General features: G+C 37.7%; 16 protein-coding genes, 2 pseudogenes and 1 riboswitch. Of the genes and pseudogenes, 13 read left to right on the top strand and 5 right to left on the bottom strand.

The features are described 5' to 3' along the window. The first annotated feature begins 221 nt into the window (after nucleotides 1-221). Nucleotides 222-413 (top strand): hypothetical protein, encoded by a 192-nt coding sequence (locus MN204_RS01160; protein ID WP_249869235.1) that lies wholly within the window; start codon nucleotides 222-224, stop codon nucleotides 411-413. A 235-nt stretch (nucleotides 414-648) separates the two neighbouring features. Here the strand turns inward: MN204_RS01160 and MN204_RS21435 are convergent, their stop codons facing one another. The 5 genes and pseudogenes from MN204_RS21435 to MN204_RS01140 form a co-directional block, all read right to left on the bottom strand. After that, a complete protein-coding gene (locus MN204_RS21435; RefSeq protein ID WP_368858640.1) occupies nucleotides 649-2,439 on the bottom strand; it encodes an EAL domain-containing protein in 1,791 nt (596 codons plus the stop codon). Further along, nucleotides 2,428-3,066 (bottom strand): annotated as a pseudogene (locus MN204_RS21430) (PAS domain-containing protein); the annotation flags it as partial. The pseudogene MN204_RS21430 and the gene MN204_RS21435, both read right to left, overlap by 12 nt. Before the next feature lie 36 nt (nucleotides 3,067-3,102). Further along, nucleotides 3,103-3,606 carry a PAS domain-containing protein gene (locus tag MN204_RS01150; RefSeq protein ID WP_249869233.1) on the bottom strand — a complete coding sequence of 168 codons (504 nt, stop codon included), beginning with the start codon at nucleotides 3,604-3,606 and terminating at the stop codon, nucleotides 3,103-3,105. Between the two features lie 341 nt (nucleotides 3,607-3,947). Next, complete coding sequence (locus tag MN204_RS01145; RefSeq protein WP_249869232.1) at nucleotides 3,948-4,127, bottom strand: aspartyl-phosphate phosphatase Spo0E family protein; 180 nt, start codon at nucleotides 4,125-4,127, stop codon at nucleotides 3,948-3,950. A 57-nt stretch (nucleotides 4,128-4,184) separates the two neighbouring features. After that, nucleotides 4,185-4,269, bottom strand: a riboswitch (cyclic di-GMP riboswitch). A 625-nt stretch (nucleotides 4,270-4,894) separates the two neighbouring features. After that, entirely contained in the window at nucleotides 4,895-5,980 is a 1,086-nt protein-coding gene (locus MN204_RS01140) for a C40 family peptidase (RefSeq protein ID WP_249869231.1), read from the bottom strand. Between the two features lie 384 nt (nucleotides 5,981-6,364). Between MN204_RS01140 and MN204_RS01135 the strand changes: the two genes are divergently transcribed. The 12 genes and pseudogenes from MN204_RS01135 to MN204_RS01080 all read left to right on the top strand — a co-directional run bounded on the left by MN204_RS01135 (nucleotide 6,365) and on the right by MN204_RS01080 (nucleotide 16,938). Next, nucleotides 6,365-7,126, top strand: coding sequence for a YveK family protein (locus MN204_RS01135; RefSeq protein ID WP_249869230.1), 762 nt, complete (start codon nucleotides 6,365-6,367; stop codon nucleotides 7,124-7,126). Next, the gene (locus MN204_RS01130; protein WP_249869229.1) at nucleotides 7,101-7,802 is read left to right on the top strand and encodes a CpsD/CapB family tyrosine-protein kinase; all 702 of its coding nucleotides are present in this window, start codon (nucleotides 7,101-7,103) and stop codon (nucleotides 7,800-7,802) included. The genes MN204_RS01135 and MN204_RS01130 overlap by 26 nt, the downstream gene beginning before the upstream one ends. A gap of 203 nt (nucleotides 7,803-8,005) precedes the next feature. Further along, entirely contained in the window at nucleotides 8,006-8,770 is a 765-nt protein-coding gene (locus tag MN204_RS01125; protein ID WP_249869228.1) for a tyrosine-protein phosphatase, read from the top strand. 106 nt (nucleotides 8,771-8,876) lie between these two features. Continuing rightward, on the top strand, nucleotides 8,877-9,557 hold the full coding sequence (locus MN204_RS21425) for a response regulator transcription factor (RefSeq protein WP_249869227.1): 681 nt from the start codon (nucleotides 8,877-8,879) through the stop codon (nucleotides 9,555-9,557). Between the two features lie 106 nt (nucleotides 9,558-9,663). Beyond that, nucleotides 9,664-10,347 carry a transcriptional regulator gene (locus MN204_RS01115; protein WP_249869226.1) on the top strand — a complete coding sequence of 228 codons (684 nt, stop codon included), beginning with the start codon at nucleotides 9,664-9,666 and terminating at the stop codon, nucleotides 10,345-10,347. 45 nt (nucleotides 10,348-10,392) lie between these two features. After that, nucleotides 10,393-12,219 (top strand): polysaccharide biosynthesis protein, encoded by a 1,827-nt coding sequence (locus tag MN204_RS01110; RefSeq protein ID WP_249869225.1) that lies wholly within the window; start codon nucleotides 10,393-10,395, stop codon nucleotides 12,217-12,219. A gap of 67 nt (nucleotides 12,220-12,286) precedes the next feature. Next, nucleotides 12,287-13,183, top strand: a complete 897-nt coding sequence (gene galU, locus MN204_RS01105) for a UTP--glucose-1-phosphate uridylyltransferase GalU (protein WP_249869224.1) — start codon at nucleotides 12,287-12,289, stop codon at nucleotides 13,181-13,183. 268 nt (nucleotides 13,184-13,451) lie between these two features. Next, nucleotides 13,452-13,781, top strand: a pseudogene (locus MN204_RS01100) (type II secretion system protein); the annotation flags it as partial. A gap of 531 nt (nucleotides 13,782-14,312) precedes the next feature. Continuing rightward, on the top strand, nucleotides 14,313-14,942 hold the full coding sequence (locus tag MN204_RS01095; RefSeq protein WP_249869222.1) for a sugar transferase: 630 nt from the start codon (nucleotides 14,313-14,315) through the stop codon (nucleotides 14,940-14,942). Beyond that, the gene (locus tag MN204_RS01090; RefSeq protein ID WP_249869221.1) at nucleotides 14,939-15,802 is read left to right on the top strand and encodes an NAD-dependent epimerase/dehydratase family protein; all 864 of its coding nucleotides are present in this window, start codon (nucleotides 14,939-14,941) and stop codon (nucleotides 15,800-15,802) included. Before MN204_RS01095 ends, MN204_RS01090 begins: the two co-directional genes overlap by 4 nt. A 34-nt stretch (nucleotides 15,803-15,836) precedes the next feature. Next, a complete protein-coding gene (locus MN204_RS01085) occupies nucleotides 15,837-16,460 on the top strand; it encodes a glycosyltransferase family protein (RefSeq protein ID WP_249869220.1) in 624 nt (207 codons plus the stop codon). Nucleotides 16,461-16,503: 43 nt separating this feature from the next. Beyond that, nucleotides 16,504-16,938 carry a glycosyltransferase family protein gene (locus MN204_RS01080; RefSeq protein WP_249869219.1) on the top strand — a complete coding sequence of 145 codons (435 nt, stop codon included), beginning with the start codon at nucleotides 16,504-16,506 and terminating at the stop codon, nucleotides 16,936-16,938. Nucleotides 16,939-16,945 lie beyond the last annotated feature (7 nt).

The following is a 16,945-nucleotide window of genomic DNA, read 5'->3' as shown; positions in this document are numbered from 1 at the left end:
ATACGTGAAAATTTTTCGGATGAACACATTGCAAAGTTAACGAAATTGAAGGTAGAAGAAGTAGCAAGGTTGAGGGAATTAATTCAATAACAATTAGTGATCGGGACAAAGTCAGCAGTATATTTTCTTTCATCGATTATTTACTCCACGTTCCAGAATCCTTAAAAAAGAAATTAAGCGAAGACATAAGACCCCTAATAGGAATGGAGGTGTCCCAAACAATGCGTGCAGAAAAAGAAAAATTACCACCGACATTAGCGGAGTTGTTTGCTGAGGCGAGAGACGAAGGCCGAGAAGAAGCGAAAAAGATGTTGGCTCAAGAGTTAATACGTGAAAATTTCTCAGATGATCACATTGCAAAGTTAACGAAATTAAAGGTAGAAGAAGTAGCAAGGTTGAGGGGAACATTGTAATAACAGTAAGAAGCCCAAAGCAAGTAACCATCCGGCAAAGCTGCACAATCAACCCCGAGATTTGTAAAATTCAGGGTTTGTCAAATAAAGTGTGTAAGTTAAAACTTACTCCAAAATTAACAGGCAATTATTACTCCACCCTTAATATTGCAATAGGGATATCAAAATAAATGTCAGCTTTTTATTTAAATATCCCTAAAATCCCTATAAAGCCCCAAAACAGCTAACTTAAATCCTATGAATGAAGTTTACGTAAATAAGAAAAGGAATCTTCATAAACAAAATCTGTATCAGGTATTTGTTTCGTTGCATGTTGCAAAGCACTCATCTGATTAATTATTGGCGCTAATCGATCTTCATCTTGGACAGTTAAGTTGAATGTAACACCATAGAAAAACGTATCTCCTTTTGCATCGTCCTTCCATATTAATGTGCCTTCTAATTCAAACAGCTCATTCATAAGGGTAAAAGCAAACATAAATTTCATATCTGAATTAATAGGTAGCCTTAATAAAGATACTATTTTTATTCCACCCAAACTAATATTTTCTATTAAAATTGGTGTTGCACCAAGGTTGACTTTACGATTTTTCACTTCTGTTATCGTCATATTTCCAAGCACACGATAAGGGAACTCAAATCGGTAAAACGCTCTACGTTCTATTTCAGGTTTCTTTGAAAGTTTCTTTTTACTCGGTGATAAATAACCAGTTTGCAGCATTTGTTCAAACGTTTCTAATACTACAGGTTTGGAAAATAAATATCCCTGAATAAAATCACATTCTTTTTGTTTTAGAAACTCTAATTGTTCATATTCTTCTACACCCTCGGCTAAAATTTTCAATCCTAAACCTTTAGCTAGATGCAAGGAAGAGGAGACGATTGCTGCATCTACTTTGTTTTCGTCCGTAATATGTTGGATGAAAACTTTATCTATCTTTAAGGTGTCCGCTGGGATTTCTCGCAACGTTTTGAATGAAGAATAACCAGTACCGAAATCATCAATGGCAATGGTCGCACCAATACTTTTTAAGTCCTCTAACGTGCTAAGAACAGTGATATCGGACTTTAAGAGCGATTCTTCTGTGATTTCAAACTCCAAATAGTTGCCCGGAATTTGATAAAGCTCCAACTGTTGTTTAACGTATTCTACCAATCCTTTTTTCATTAAACGAATGGGGGATATATTGATAGCTATCGGACGTAATGTAACGTCTTTTTCTTTCCATTTTTTAAGTTGGATGCAAACGTCCTTTATCACCCAATCACCTAAATCATTAATAAAATGATTTTCTTCTGCGATGGGAATAAAGTCTTCAGGTGAAACAAGTCCCCATTCATGATGATTCCATCGCAATAATGCCTCTGCTCCTACAAGGACTCCATCTGTATTCACTTTTGGCTGGTAATAGATTTCAAATTCTTCGTTGATAAGACCCTTTCTCATGTCTCTATCCAAAATATATTTCTTATAAGATGATATATCTTTCATATCAAAATATATCTTATAATTGTTTTTCCCTTGTCTTTTTGCATGGTACAAGGAGGAGCGGGAATTTTCAATTAACTCCAGTTTGCTTTTTCCATGTTCCGGGAAAAAGCTAATTCCGATACTGGTTGTTATTTGTATTTCAAAGTCTTGGACCGTTACTGGTTTCTGAATGTGTTGCATTAACTGATCAGCTAAACTAGAAATAGAATCTTTAAGTGGATCGTTTTCTATCACAATGACAAAGTCAGTGCCACCGATACGTGAGATATAACCTTCTTTTGGAACGATTGCTCTAATCCCGCTTGCAACTTCCTTTAATAACTCGTCCCCAACATGATAACCTAATGAATCGTTGATCACGTTAAACCGATCCAAATCTAAATACAAAAGAGCAAATGGATGTTCTTCCTGACAAAGTGTATCGAGTTTATCATATAGACCATGACGGTTTGGCATTTTGGTAAGTGCATCATGATGAGCGAGGAAGTTAAGTTGATCATGCATTTCTAATTCATCGCTGACATCTAGTACCATTCCAAATAGATAAGCTATTTCTCCGTTATCATCGAACCATGGAATCGTCTGTTCCTGAATCCATTTTGTTTTTCCGTCTAGAGTTTCAATCGGAATGATATTTTTAGTTAGTTGACCATTTTTTAATAAATGATAACTTTCGATTAACATCTTACGGTATTCAGGGGGGACCACTTTTTTCCAAAAATCAGGTTCTTTATATATCTTTTCCAAAGGATATTGCAGAATATCCACAAGCCCTTTTGAAGCATAGACCATCTTTCCTTCCGTGTTTTCCCGCAGCCATATTCCTGCATCTAAGTGATCATAGATATGTTGTAAATTGGTAATCTGATTTTTTAATTCATTTTCTAAACGTTTATAAGGAGTATCGTCTCTAATCACCCCGATAAATTTATAGGGAATATCACCCTTCTTGATACATTCAGCCTGAGCGGTTATGTACCGCAGTTCGTTTGTTTTCCCATGAAGTATTCGAAATTCAGCGCTAAAGCTATTTCCTTTTCTTGTTGACTCAACAAACTTTTGAAACGTTAACGAATAATCATCTGGATGAACCATTGCAAAAAGTTCATCCATTCGGATATTTTCAGATTGATCGATGCCAAGTGTATCTAAAAGGTTTCCCGAACAATCGACAGTTTCACCATCAAGGAGATATTCTCAACTGCCAACTGCAGCAATCTCCTGGGAGTGATTTAAATGTTTTTTCATCAGTTCTAACGAATGTTCCAGCTGGGAGTGCTTTGTTAAATCGTTAATGATAACGTAAATCCCCTCTGTCGTATTGTTTTTTATATAAATTGGAATAAAAGTAAGTAATAGCTGCATTTCTTGACCATTATTTCTTCTAATTTCTATTTCTATATTTTCTGATTTGCCTTCTAATGTATTACGAAATACCGTTTCCAGTCTTGCGGAGGTCGATTCTGGAAATAAATGAAGAAAATCATTCTTTGTTCGTAACGGAGATCCGAATATTTCCATAAGCCTTTTGCTAGTTTCTGAAATAATGTCCCCTGCTGGAGAAAACACGATAATTAAATCTGGCTGGTTTAATGCTAAAGAACGAGGGGTAGGAGGTAATACGTTTCCCTTCGTTTGCTTATCTATTCCATGATTATTGGAAGATATATTTCTTGTAAACAGATTTCGAAATTTTTTCATTGGCACTTATTCCTCCTATAAGAACAGAATGATGTTACATGAAATTCAAATTACAAGGGAAAAATTACTGCTCATCATGGTAACAATTGGTCTCCATGAAATTAGTTTTAGGAACCCGTTTCTATTAAATATTCCCTACCTATTTTCTTCAAAACAGCTAAACCATCTACATTGGTCTGATATGTAGAGGAACACATCAGCCGACTTTGTATGTTTGTAAACGGTTATTTGCTTCCTTTCTCTGTATCGTCTCGATAATCTTGTTGCTGAAGTCTATTAAAGAAGCATCTACTAAACTATTAATGATCAGCAATTAAAATATTTCTATCAAGCATGCATTGTCACTCTGATTTCACCATTCGCTGTTTCTTGACAATTAACGCATCTAATCCTTGACTGCATAGCAATGTTTTTTCACTTTCCAAACCAAATCTCTCAGCTGTTTTCACTAATATTTCTCTTTTATAATGAATCAAATCTAAGAGGTAATCTGTTGTTTCTTCATCATGTATATCAACCATTAAGTTATCACCTATATACTTTGTATATAAAGGCTAACGCTCGCCTTCGTTGCCTTCTTCGCAAACTAAGCTACCATAGCCGACGAGTTATAGGTCTTCTATTTTTCGTCCTTACCTCTCGATAAGCTAGCGATTAACGAATGACAGATTTTAGGGATGATTCTAAATACCCACTTAATTAAATATGTTACCAGGAAATAGTGGAGTTATATAGTACTATTGCAACAATAAAGGATTTTTTTATAATATTGTGAGTTTTTATTCACTAAGTTATCAATAAATTAACTATTGGAATGCAAAAAACAACCCCAGCCCCGCGGAGTTCCTTCTTTTCTTTAATAACATGCATTCAATAAACTTGCCCTTACAAAGCCGCCCGTCCAAACGGGAGAGCCGCCCGTCCAAACGGGAGAGCCGCCCGTCCAAACGGGAGAGCCGCCCGTCCAAACGGGAGAGCCGCCCGCCGAAACGGGAGAGCCGCCCGTCGAAACGGGAGAGCCCCCCGTCGAAACGGGAGAGCCGCCCGTCGAAACGGGAGAGAGCTCCGTCTAAACGGGAGAGAGCCCCGTCTAAACGGGAGAGAGCCCCGACGAAACGGGAGAGAGCCCCGTCGAAACGGGAGAGCCCTCCGCCGAAACGGGAGAGCCCCACCCGCCCAAACACTCCCCACCAACAAAAAAAGAACCCCAGCCCACGCCGGAGTTCTCCCTCTATATCAACCAAACCCAAAACCCTATCAATCAACTATCAGGTTTAAAAACTATCCCCTAATAAAACCGCTTAAAACTATCAAAATGCTTACTCCAATAAGAATTACTCAAACTAGTAATCTGTACACCACTAGAACTAGCGTGGATGAACTGGTTATTACCAATGAAAATTCCCATATGGGAGATGCCAGATTTATATGTTCCTTCAAAGAATACAAGGTCGCCCACTTGTGGGGAGTTTACATAGTATGAACGGTCAAAGTATCCTGCTGCAGATGTCCGACTGATGTCCATGCCTGCTTGCTTGTATACATAATAGATGAATCCGCTGCAGTCAAAGCCGCTTGTTGTGGCTCCACCCCATACATATCTCGTTCCGTTCAGGCTTTTTGCTGTGCTGATCAGTTTATCAACGTTATAGCTGACGTTTGCTGCAGGTGCTGTGCTTACGCTTGTAGTAGATACAGTGCCTGTACTTGAAGATGTAGCTTTGCCGCCGATATTCAGCTTTTGACCGATTAAAATCAGGTCAGATCTCAAGTTGTTCCATGATTTCAAATTACTAACTGTCACGCCATGCTGTGACGCGATTCGTGATAACGTGTCACCGGATTTGACCGTGTAAACGGATGATGACCCAACTTGGCTATTGCTTGATGAAGTCGTTGACGTCGACCCTGCTGAACTTGAGCTTGAACTCGATGCAGAAGGTGCACTTACAACAAATTTATTCCCAGGATAGATTAATGTCGTACTCAGGTTGTTCCATTTCATCAAATTGGCTAGAGAGATACCGTGTTTCGAGGCAATGCCACTTAACGTGTCACCACGTACAACGGTGTATGTAGTAGAATTAGTAGTAGATGTATTAGTAGTATTAGAACTTGTGCTGGAATTAGTATTTGAATTGGAACTTGTTACCTGATCTGTTTCAATCACTTGGTTTGGAAAAATAAGATCTGATGTTAAATTATTGATTGATCTTAATACGGACACGCTTGTCCCATGTTTTTGTGCAATCGACCAGAGTGAGTCACCGCTTTGTACTTTATAGGATGCTGCTTCTGCTTCGTCTGTTGCAAAAAAGGCCGATGCGATAACTGCTGTGGCAGTAACCGACATAAATATTTTCTTGTTCGCCAATTGAATATCCCCCTGTTGTTCAGTTCGGTCCTGAGAATCACCCGCAATGTGATAAACAACTCACCTGCACGCTGTCCCCAAAAACCAAATCTGGTAAACTATCTCTGTATGACCATAATCTAACAGAAACTAACATAATTATAGCTGTTAAATGGAAAATATTATATATTTATAGGAGATTTGTAATCTTTTTGTAATATTACTATGAAAAAAATCGATAAAACAACCCCCACAAAATACTTACTATTTGTAAATATTTCAAAAAAATATATAACACAACGATTTAATATGATATAATTCCTAATTGTAATGTCGAAAAGTAGTTAAATGATAGAATATATTTCAACAATCTTAGACAAAACAAAACTATATGGGGGTACCGAAATGGAAGAAACGATTTCCCTGAAAGAGATATTCGGGGTTTTGAAAAAGCGCTTTTTAATGATTACGGCTTTCGTATTTGGCGCTGCACTTGTTGCTGCAATTATTAGTTATTTCGTATTAACACCTACTTATCAATCCAGCTCACAGTTCATTGTAAATCAGGAGCTGCAGGATCCGTCTCAACTTAATACAAACAACATACAAACAAACGTACAAATGATAAATACTTATAACATAATCATAAAGAGTCCTGCCATTTTAGATGATGTAGTGGAGCAATTAAACCTGCCTTATTCATCAGCAGCACTTTCTGAAAAAATTCAAGTATCCAGTGCGGATAATTCACAGGTGGTTACGGTAACTGCTACACATGAAAATCCGGCTACTGCGGTGGACATTGCCAATGTGACGGTATCAACCTTTGAATCGAAAATACCGGATATTATGAATGTCGACAACGTTAGTATTCTGACAGAAGCACAGCTAAGCCCGAACCCGTCGCCAGTTGCACCGAACCCAATTCTGAACATTGCAATTGCTATTGTACTTGGCGCAATGGTTGGAGTAGGGATTGCATTCTTGCTTGAATACTTGGATAACACGATTACTACAGAAGAAGACGTTGAAAAGAAATTGGAATTGCCTGTCCTTGGTGTTATCTCCTTAGTGAGTGAAGAGGATATTAGAGGAAGTCAATTCACCTTTGAATCAAATCGGAAGCAAAGGAGTGGCTTTGATGGCGCGCAAAAGAAATCAGTTTAAAGCAAACAACAAGATGAGAAACCTCATCACCAAGCTAAATCCTAAATCTCCGATATCTGAACAATATCGGACGATTCGCACGAATATCCAGTATGCATCCGTGGATAACGACATTAAATCGCTACTTGTAACCTCCTCAGGGCCAAGTGAAGGGAAATCGACGACAATCGCAAACCTTGCAGTCGTTTATGCGCAAACAGGTAAAAAAGTATTGCTGATTGACGCGGATCTTAGAAAACCAACGGTACATTATACGTTCCGCCTTGATAACTTAAGAGGTTTGAGCAATATCTTGGTTGGTGAACATACATTAGATGAAACAGTGAATCCTTCCGATGTGGAAAACTTGGATGTCATCTCATGTGGACCGATCCCACCGAATCCTTCTGAACTGCTTGCTTCAAGAAAAATGGCAGCCTTCATAAGGGAAGCGACAACAGCATATGATATTGTGATTTTCGATACCCCGCCAGTATTGGCAGTTGCAGACGCGCAGATTCTGGCAAATGTTGTCGATGGTTCATTGCTCGTTGTACGCAGTGAACATACAGAATTGGAAGCAGCCCAAAAGGCAAAAGAAATCCTGGAGCCTGCCAAAGCCAAATTGCTCGGAACCGTCTTAAACGGTCGTGAGAAAAAAGCATCGAACTATTACTATTATTACGGTACAAATTAATTACATAGACGAGAACTCTCTGATAAACAAATCAGAGAGTTCTTTCTCTATTGTTCGTAAAAAATTGGTAATTATTACAAGTTTTGGTATAATTACATACACGGGTATTTTGACCTAAATATAATAAAATTGTAAGGAAAAAAAGCCTTTGTTATACTAGTAGATTAATAAGTTAATAGATTAAAGAGAGGAAGTGTCGAACAATGATTGATATTCATTCCCATATCTTGCCTGGTGTTGATGATGGCGCAAAGACGGAAGAAGATAGTTTGGCAATGGCAAGAGAAGCGGTGGCTCAAGGCATCACGGCGATTGTCGCAACCCCTCATAATAAGAACGGTAAGTATGATAATGATCGTCACTCTATTATCAATAGTGTAGAGATTTTAAGTGAATTGTTTGTGAAAGAAGATATCCCGTTAATCATTCTTCCAGGACAGGAAAACCGCATCAATGGAGATATTTTGGAAGATATGAAGAATGGCAACATATTGCCTATCAATGACTCGAAGTATCTGTTTATTGAATTTCCATCAGCGAATGTTCCGCGCTATGCAAGCCAAATGCTGTTCGACATTCAAGTGGCAGGCTATACACCAGTAATTGTTCACCCGGAACGCAATCAGGAGTTGATTGAACATCCAGGCAAACTGTATGAATTTGTTAAAAAGGGTGCATTAACTCAGGTTACGGCTGCAAGTGTCGTCGGTAAATTCGGCAAAAACATCCAGAAGTTCTCGCATGATTTGATTGAGGCTAACCTGACGCATTTTGTGGCGTCGGATGCCCATAACACGACAACACGGGGATTTTGTATGCATGATGCATTCCATGAAATAAAAAATAAATATGGCAGCGATTATTTCTATATGTTCCTGGAAAATAGTCAATTACTGGTTGACAATATGAATGTCAACAGAATGGAGCCTTCCCAGGTAAAAAAGAAAAAATTTCTCGGGTTATTCTAATGAACCCATTTCAAGCTGTACGTTTATTTGTACACCGCAACATTTACTATATAGATAGAGAAAAAATTGGGGAGTATAAATCAAATATCTAAAAGGGGCATTTCAAGTGATTAAAGTTCTTTTAGTAGAGGATCAGCGTTTATTCCGTGATGGATTAGAAGCAATCTTAGAACGTACAGATAACATACAAGTTATTGGCACAGCTGACAATGGAGAAATTGCCATGGAAGAAATCAGGCATCTGAAGCCTGATGTCGTGTTAATGGATATTCACATGCCAACGATGGATGGGATTAAAACGACAAAATTCATTAAGGATCATTATCCCGATATCAAAGTGGTTTTACTGACGAGTACAGCAGAGGATGATCACGTCATTTCCGGAATCAATGTCGGTGCAGATGGTTTCTTAGTAAAAGCTTTATATGCGGACCAGCTGGTAGATTCCATCATTAAAGCTTATCATGGGGAAGTGGTCTTTTCTGGTGAAGTAGCTCGTATACTCGCAAGGCGAATACGCGAATTGAGCCTGAACAGAAAACAGATTTTTGCAACTAGCATGGAACGATTGGGATACAAATTTTCGAAGCGGGAGATTGATATTGCATTTCTGCTGATGGGGAATTACACAAACCACCAAATTGCCAATAAGTTATTCCTTGGTGAAGGTACCGTTAAAAATTATATTAGTGAAATTTATAACAAACTGGATATTCATAACCGTGCAAAGGCAATCGCCTATTTTAAACATATATTTCAAGAAAAGGAAGAAACTCCTAAATTATGACTTTTATTGTCAAAAGTCACTAATAATATGACCCGCACTATTGTACTATTGGAATATATCTTTTAAAGTGTTATTTTTGAAATAGATGAATAGGCGGGAAATATATATGGTTACTGTAGCATACATAAGCAGCGTTCCATTTTCTAACCATGTTACTGAAAAAATAGAGAATCATGAAAGCTTAAAGCTGGTAGGATACATAGAATGTAATGAAGTTATGGATTGGACCGTTGAACAGATGAAGCCTGATATCATTCTGATGGATATAGAGGGTTTGCCAATAACGGAATCTACTGAAATGGTACAGCGGATAAAAGCAATAATTCCAGATGTGAAACTAATTACGTTCGTAAACCATCTTCAGTCTGACTGTTATTTTCAGATCATTGAAGCGGGGAGCGATAGTATAATAGAAAAGCATTCCGATGATGCGAATGATTTGATTCGTACGATTTTCCATGTTCAACAAAATTATTTCATTCTCCCTACACCAATCACTCAGAAATTCGTGGAGAAATTGGAAGAATTACGACATGATAACTTTGATTTCTTTAATAAGAGACTGATTGAACATGGTGTACATCTGTCTGTGAAGGAAGCGGAAGTAGCTTATCATTTAAAGCAAAATTTGCGGAATGGTGAGATCGCAGACAAACTGAAAATTACTGAAGGAACTGTAAAAGTACATATAAGTAAAATTTATAAAAAAATTAACATAAAAGGCAGGAAGAATGTGGTAAAATACTTGGATAGGATTATGTCGAATAAATGGAAATCTGTGGAAGTGTAGGGCTTTAATAAGTACTTAAGTTATTGAAAGAAAGGAACTGAATTTATGTCGTATCGTAAAAGGCTAACATCCCTTATATTACTGGACTCTCTCATTGTAACGACAGCGATATTCATTGCGTTTTGGGCAATCTATCCATCTTACCCGAACAGTCTGCTTTTAGACGAACTGTTGATTAGCGCTGCTGCCCTATTAGTCTTTCATCATATCTTTGCTTTTATTTATAACCTGTATAATAAAGTTTGGGCATATGCTAGTGTGGGTGAGCTCGTAAGTATTGTAAAGTCAATCACCTTTTCGATTATCGCAGTCGGTGGTGTTCAGCTGCTTGTGAATGGAACGGTGTACAGAAGAGCACTGCTTATCACTTGGATGCTGCATATTATCCTTATTGGTGGCTCCCGCTTCGTATGGAGGATTGTCCGGGACCGTTACATAAAAAACGACACAACCAAAAAACGTACCCTAATCGTTGGTGCCGGGTCTGCGGGTGCAATGATTGCCCGCCAGCTCCGCAATGAGCATAGCAACACCGATTTACGTCCAGTTGCATTTGTGGATGATGACATCAATAAACAAAAAATGCAGGTGTACAACTTACCGGTAGAAGGCACAACAGCGGATATCGAAGAAGTTGCCGCAAAGCTTGATATCGAACATATCGTAATCGCCATTCCGTCGTTACGTAATGGCGAATTAGAGAAAATTGTTGAAGAATGTAATAAAACGAATGCAAAGGTGCAAATGATTCCTAAAATTGAGGATCTCATGACAGGAAAAGTATCTGTCAGCCATCTGAAAAATGTCGAAGTAGAGGATCTGCTCGGTCGAGAGCCGGTCAAGCTGGATATCGATAAAATCCAAGAATATGTCACCGGGAATACGGTGATGGTTACTGGTGCAGGTGGATCAATCGGTTCGGAAATCTGCCGCCAGCTCATGCGGTTTACACCGAAGAAAATCTTGCTTGTAGGCCATGGGGAATTCAGCATTTATACGATTGATATGGAACTGAAACGTGTCTATGGCGATACCGAAACAGAGATTATCCCGATTATCGGTGATGTGCAGGACCGCGAACGGATATTTGATATTGTTAATCAGCATAAACCGGAAATCATTTACCATGCGGCAGCACATAAGCATGTGCCATTGATGGAATATAATCCACATGAAGCGGTGAAAAACAATATTATCGGCACGAAAAATGTCGCAGAAGCTGCCGATGCATTCGGTGTGAATAAATTTGTGATGGTATCGACCGATAAAGCAGTAAACCCAACAAATGTGATGGGCGCAACGAAACGTATAGCAGAAATGGTTGTCCAGGATATGGCACAGCGAAGCAAGACGAAATTTGTCGCCGTACGATTTGGTAACGTGCTTGGCAGTCGTGGTAGTGTTATTCCACTTTTCAAGAAACAAATTGAACGTGGTGGACCGGTTACGGTTACTCATCCGGATATGACGCGTTATTTTATGACGATTCCGGAAGCCTCCCGATTGGTTATTCAGGCTGGGACATTGGCGAATGGTGGGGAGATCTTCGTTTTGGATATGGGTGAGCCTGTGAAGATTGTTGATTTGGCTCGAAACCTTATTAAATTATCAGGATATACAGAAGAAGAGATTCCGATTGAGTTTGCTGGGATAAGGCCTGGGGAGAAGATGTTTGAGGAGCTTTTGGGTGAGGACGAGGTGCATCCGGATGCGGTTTATGAGAAGATTTATGTAGGGAGGACGGTTGAGGTGGATAAGCAATTGTTAATTGATTTAATTGATAACTTCGATGACTTTGATGCCGTCAAATTAAAAGATGAGCTTATGGGAATCGTTTTTGCCGAGCGGCGCCTATTGACAGCAAATGTATAATACTTATACCCCTTTAAAAACAAGTTAAACCGCTAATTAAAATATTTAATTATTGGAGCTGAGTCTATTGAAAACTATTAAAAAAGCTATCATTCCAGCGGCAGGACTGGGGACTAGATTCTTACCTGCGACAAAAGCGATGCCGAAAGAAATGCTGCCGATTGTGGATCGACCAACAATTGAATATATTGTTGAAGAAGCAATTGAGTCTGGGATAGAAGATATTATTATTGTTACCGGTAAAGGGAAACGGGCGATTGAAGATCACTTTGATCATAACTTTGAATTAGAAGATAACCTGATAAAGAAGGAAAAGTTTGACTTGCTGGAAAAGGTAAATCAAGCATCCAATGTGGATATCCATTACATAAGACAAAAAGAGCCTAAAGGATTAGGTCATGCGGTGTGGTGTGCACGTAAATTTATTGGCGATGAGCCATTTGCTGTGCTTTTGGGTGATGATATTGTTCGAGTTCAAGAGGATAAGGGAGAAAAACCTGGTTTACGGCAGTTGATTAATGAGTTTGAGAAGACTCAATCTTCGATTGTTGGTGTTCAACAGGTTCCTGAGAATGAGACTCATCGTTATGGTGTTGTGGATCCTCTTACTGTTGAGGGTAGACGATATAAAGTAAGTAACTTTGTGGAGAAACCGAAGCAAGGAACTGCTCCTTCTAATTTAGCTATTATGGGGCGTTATGTGTTTACGCCTGAAATTTTTGATTTCCTTGATAAGCAACAGATTGGTGCTGGTGGTGAGATTCAGCTGACGGATGCGATTCAGATGTTGAATGAGATTCAGAGTGTGTATGCTTATGATTTTGAGGGTAAGCGGTATGATGTTGGGGAGAAGTTGGGGTTTGTGAAGACGACGGTGGAGTTGGCGCTGGAGAATGAGGAGATTGGGGAAGAGTTGTATAAATATCTAGTAGAAAAAGTAAATGCTCGTAATTTAACTTATTAAAGTGAATGCGTGTTAACATGTTTTATGGTGATATCTCCTTACCTGTATCAATGGAGGTACTCGGCTGTGCTGTGGGTTGAAATAGGACCTTAGACGCAATTGTTGTCATTAGTGTGGTGTGAGGTGGGGTTGAATGCCCCCTTTAATTATTTTTTTTGACACCTTTTAGAAATACAGATGAGATTTTAGATTGAAAAATCATACTTGTCTGGGAGGGTGGCGAAAATTGTTGAAAAAAAGCTTAATAATAACTTAGGCAGGCGCAAAAGGATTTACTGTTATTGAGGTTCTTGCTGTGTTAGTGATCTTAAGTATTGTATTACTTATAGCTGTTCCTGCTTTTTTATCAACAGTTAAACAAGCGGAAAAAGATGCATGTCTTGCTGAGTTGGATTTAGTGGAGAAGGATTATGAAACATATTTAGTAATGGAGGGAAAGGATCATACGGATGTTTTATTTGCGCAGTTTACTTTGCAAAATGAGTATGATTTTGAGAATTGTTCTGGTAAATGTGATGTGGCGTATATTGATGGTGAGGTTGTTTGTAGTGGTTATGCGGAGGAAGATGATGTTAGTGGAGGAGTTCCTTTTCTTTGATTGGATGGTTGGTGGGAACTGACTATCGTGGTTAGATTGAACGCTAGAAACCTTGCGGGATATGGGTTTGAGGCGATTTTAGTGAGATTTATAGATTGATTGAATGGTTTATATAATAGGAAGAAACTCGGTATAGGGTGATAAATGCAAGAATATCTATTTCGTATTTACTTGGTAGATTGAATAGATATTACGAGGTGGGTATTGTAATACGATAAGAAACACTATATATAGTATTATAAAACCGTTTTATCCACAATAACATACTATATGTTGATTTTTTCATCTATTTCGCATATTGAATAGAAAATGCGAGGTGAGTATCGGAATTTGATAACAAAACACAATATGTAGCATGTAAATTCGCGCTTGTTTACAAGAACATACTACCGCATATTGAATATTCGGTACGAGGTGGCTATCAGTAGTAGATAACAATTTTAGTGGTTTAGTAGTTGATTGGAATGAAGAATAAAAAATTCTAATTAAGTCCTAATCTACTAAAGAACATATTTTAAGGAGTGTAGCTGGATGTATATGAAGGTTAAAAGATTGATAGATATTATCCTTTCTTTAATAGGACTTATTGTCTTATCACCCATTTTTTTAATTCTAATAATTGCTATTAAGATGGATTCAAGAGGCCCCGTCTTGTTTAAGCAAAAACGTGTTGGAATCAACAAAACTCATTTTAATATATTGAAATTCCGTACCATGAGAATAGATACACCAAAGGACACTCCAACTCACTTATTAGGTAATCCAGAACAGTATATCACGAAGATGGGGAAATTCCTGAGAAAAACCTCGCTTGATGAGCTTCCGCAGATTTGGAATATTTTTGTGGGACAAATGAGTATTATTGGGCCAAGACCAGCACTATGGAATCAGTATGACCTCATTGCTGAACGGGATAAGTATGGTGCTAATGATGTACCACCAGGATTAACTGGTTGGGCACAGATTAATGGTAGAGACGAGCTTCCTATTGAAGTGAAAGCAAAGTTGGATGGGGACTACGTTGAGAAAATTAGCCTCTGGATGGATGTAAAGTGCTTCTTCGGGACCATAGTTAGTGTAGTGAAGAGTGACGGGGTTGTTGAAGGTGGAACTGGTGTTAAGAAGGAAATTGCAAGTAGCAAGGAGAGCATTTCTAAATGAAAAAGATATTAATAACAGGTAGAACTAGTTATGTAGGGACGAGCCTTATAAATTGGATTGATAAATTTCCTGATAAATATTCTATAGACTCTATTAGCTTAAGAAATGATAGTTGGAAAGAAAAAGATTTCTCTGAGTATGATGTGGTACTCCACCTTGCCGGGATAGCACATGTCTCATCTGATCCAAAAATGGAAGAGATGTATTATAAGGTAAACCGGGACCTCACGATTGCAACTGCTGAAAAAGCCAAAGCAGATGGCGTTAAGCAGTTTATTTTTATGAGCAGCATTATTGTATATGGGGATAGTAGTAATTCGAAAAGAGTCATCACTAAAAATACAGTCCCAACACCGAGTAATTTTTATGGGAATAGTAAATTGCAGGCGGAAGAGGGTATCAAACACTTGTTAAGTGATAACTATAAAGTGGCCATAATTAGGCCACCCATGATATATGGGAAAGGTTCTAAAGGGAATTACCCAAAATTAGCAAAGGCTGCACAGAAACTACCAATTTTCCCTGCTATTAATAATCAACGTAGTATGCTCCATATAGATAATCTTTGTGAGTTCTTGAGGCTAATAATTGAACATGAAGAGAGTGGGTTGTTTTTTCCTCAGAACCGCGAATATGTTACAACTAGTGAGATGGTTAGGTTGATTGCAGAAGCAAATGGGAAGAAGATTAAGCTGGTTAAGGTATTTAATCTTATATTAATGATTATTGGTAGGAAACTTGGGATTATTAATAAGGTGTTTGGTAATTTGGTTTATGAGCAATCCATGAGTCAATACAATAAGGGGAATTACCAAATAAGAGATTTGCGTAAAAGCATAATGTTGACAGAGGGAAAATAATCTTTTTTATTATTTGTACTGAGGAGTTAGTGAAATGAAAGTTTTTATTATAAACTGTTTCGATACCTATGAACATAGAGTGGATTTATTATATGGTTTCTTTAAGGCTAATGGTGATACTGTCAAAGTGTATACTTCAAACTTCAGACACTTTGATAAGGTTGAGAGGAATGACAACAAGAATAATTATATATACGTTAAGGCTAATCCGTACTACAAAAACTTATCTCTCGGTAGACTGTATTCGCATTATAAATTATCTAGAGATATATTTGATGAAATCAAGAATCAAGAAGTAGATTTGGTTTGGGTGTTAATTCCGCCAAATTCATTTGTTGAAATGGCAGACAGATATAAAAGGGCATATCCCAATACAAAATTGATTTTCGATGTAATTGATTTATGGCCTGAAACAATGCCTATTCATAAGTTTAAGAGTTTACCACCATTTAGTAATTGGCGTAATCTGAGAGATAAAAAATTGAATGTAGCTGATATAGTAGTCACAGAATGCAGTTTGTATCATGAAATATTAAAACCCGTAGTAGGACAGAATAAGCTTCAAACTATTTATTTGGCTAGACAAGTAAATGAAATTAAAATCAACCCTCAATTACCTCAAAATGACATTTCGATTTGCTATCTTGTGTTCAATTAATAATATTATTGATATTCCTAAAATAGGAGAAATTATTAAATGCTTGACCAGTATTAAGCCTGTAACTCTTCATATAATTGGTGATGGAGAAAAAAAGGAAGAATTGATTGATTGCGCGAAACTTTCCGGGGCAACTGTTATTTATCATGGGAAAATTTATGATCAAAATAAGAAACAGCAGATATTTGACTGCTGCCACTATGGTTTAAATATTATGAAGGATAGTGTTTTTGTAGGGTTAACAATGAAAAGTATTGACTACTTTGAGGCAGGTCTACCGATAATAAATAATATTCGCGGTGATACTTGGGATTTAGTTGAAAAGCACGGAATCGGCATTAACTGGGAAATGGACAGAGAGTTTGGTTGGAAGTACTCATATAAATCTAGAGCTAAGACTTATGAAATATTTAAGAAACTGTTTTCTGTTGATCAATTTTATATGAGAGTTAAGGATGTTTTAAAGCAAATTACTTAGGAGTTAG

The sequence above is a fragment of the Oceanobacillus saliphilus genome (genome assembly GCF_023522835.1).
Lineage (GTDB): Bacteria > Bacillota > Bacilli > Bacillales > Amphibacillaceae > Oceanobacillus > Oceanobacillus saliphilus.
The sequence above is the reverse complement of the archived record's forward strand: the minus strand, read 5'-3'. Positions and strand labels throughout refer to the sequence as shown.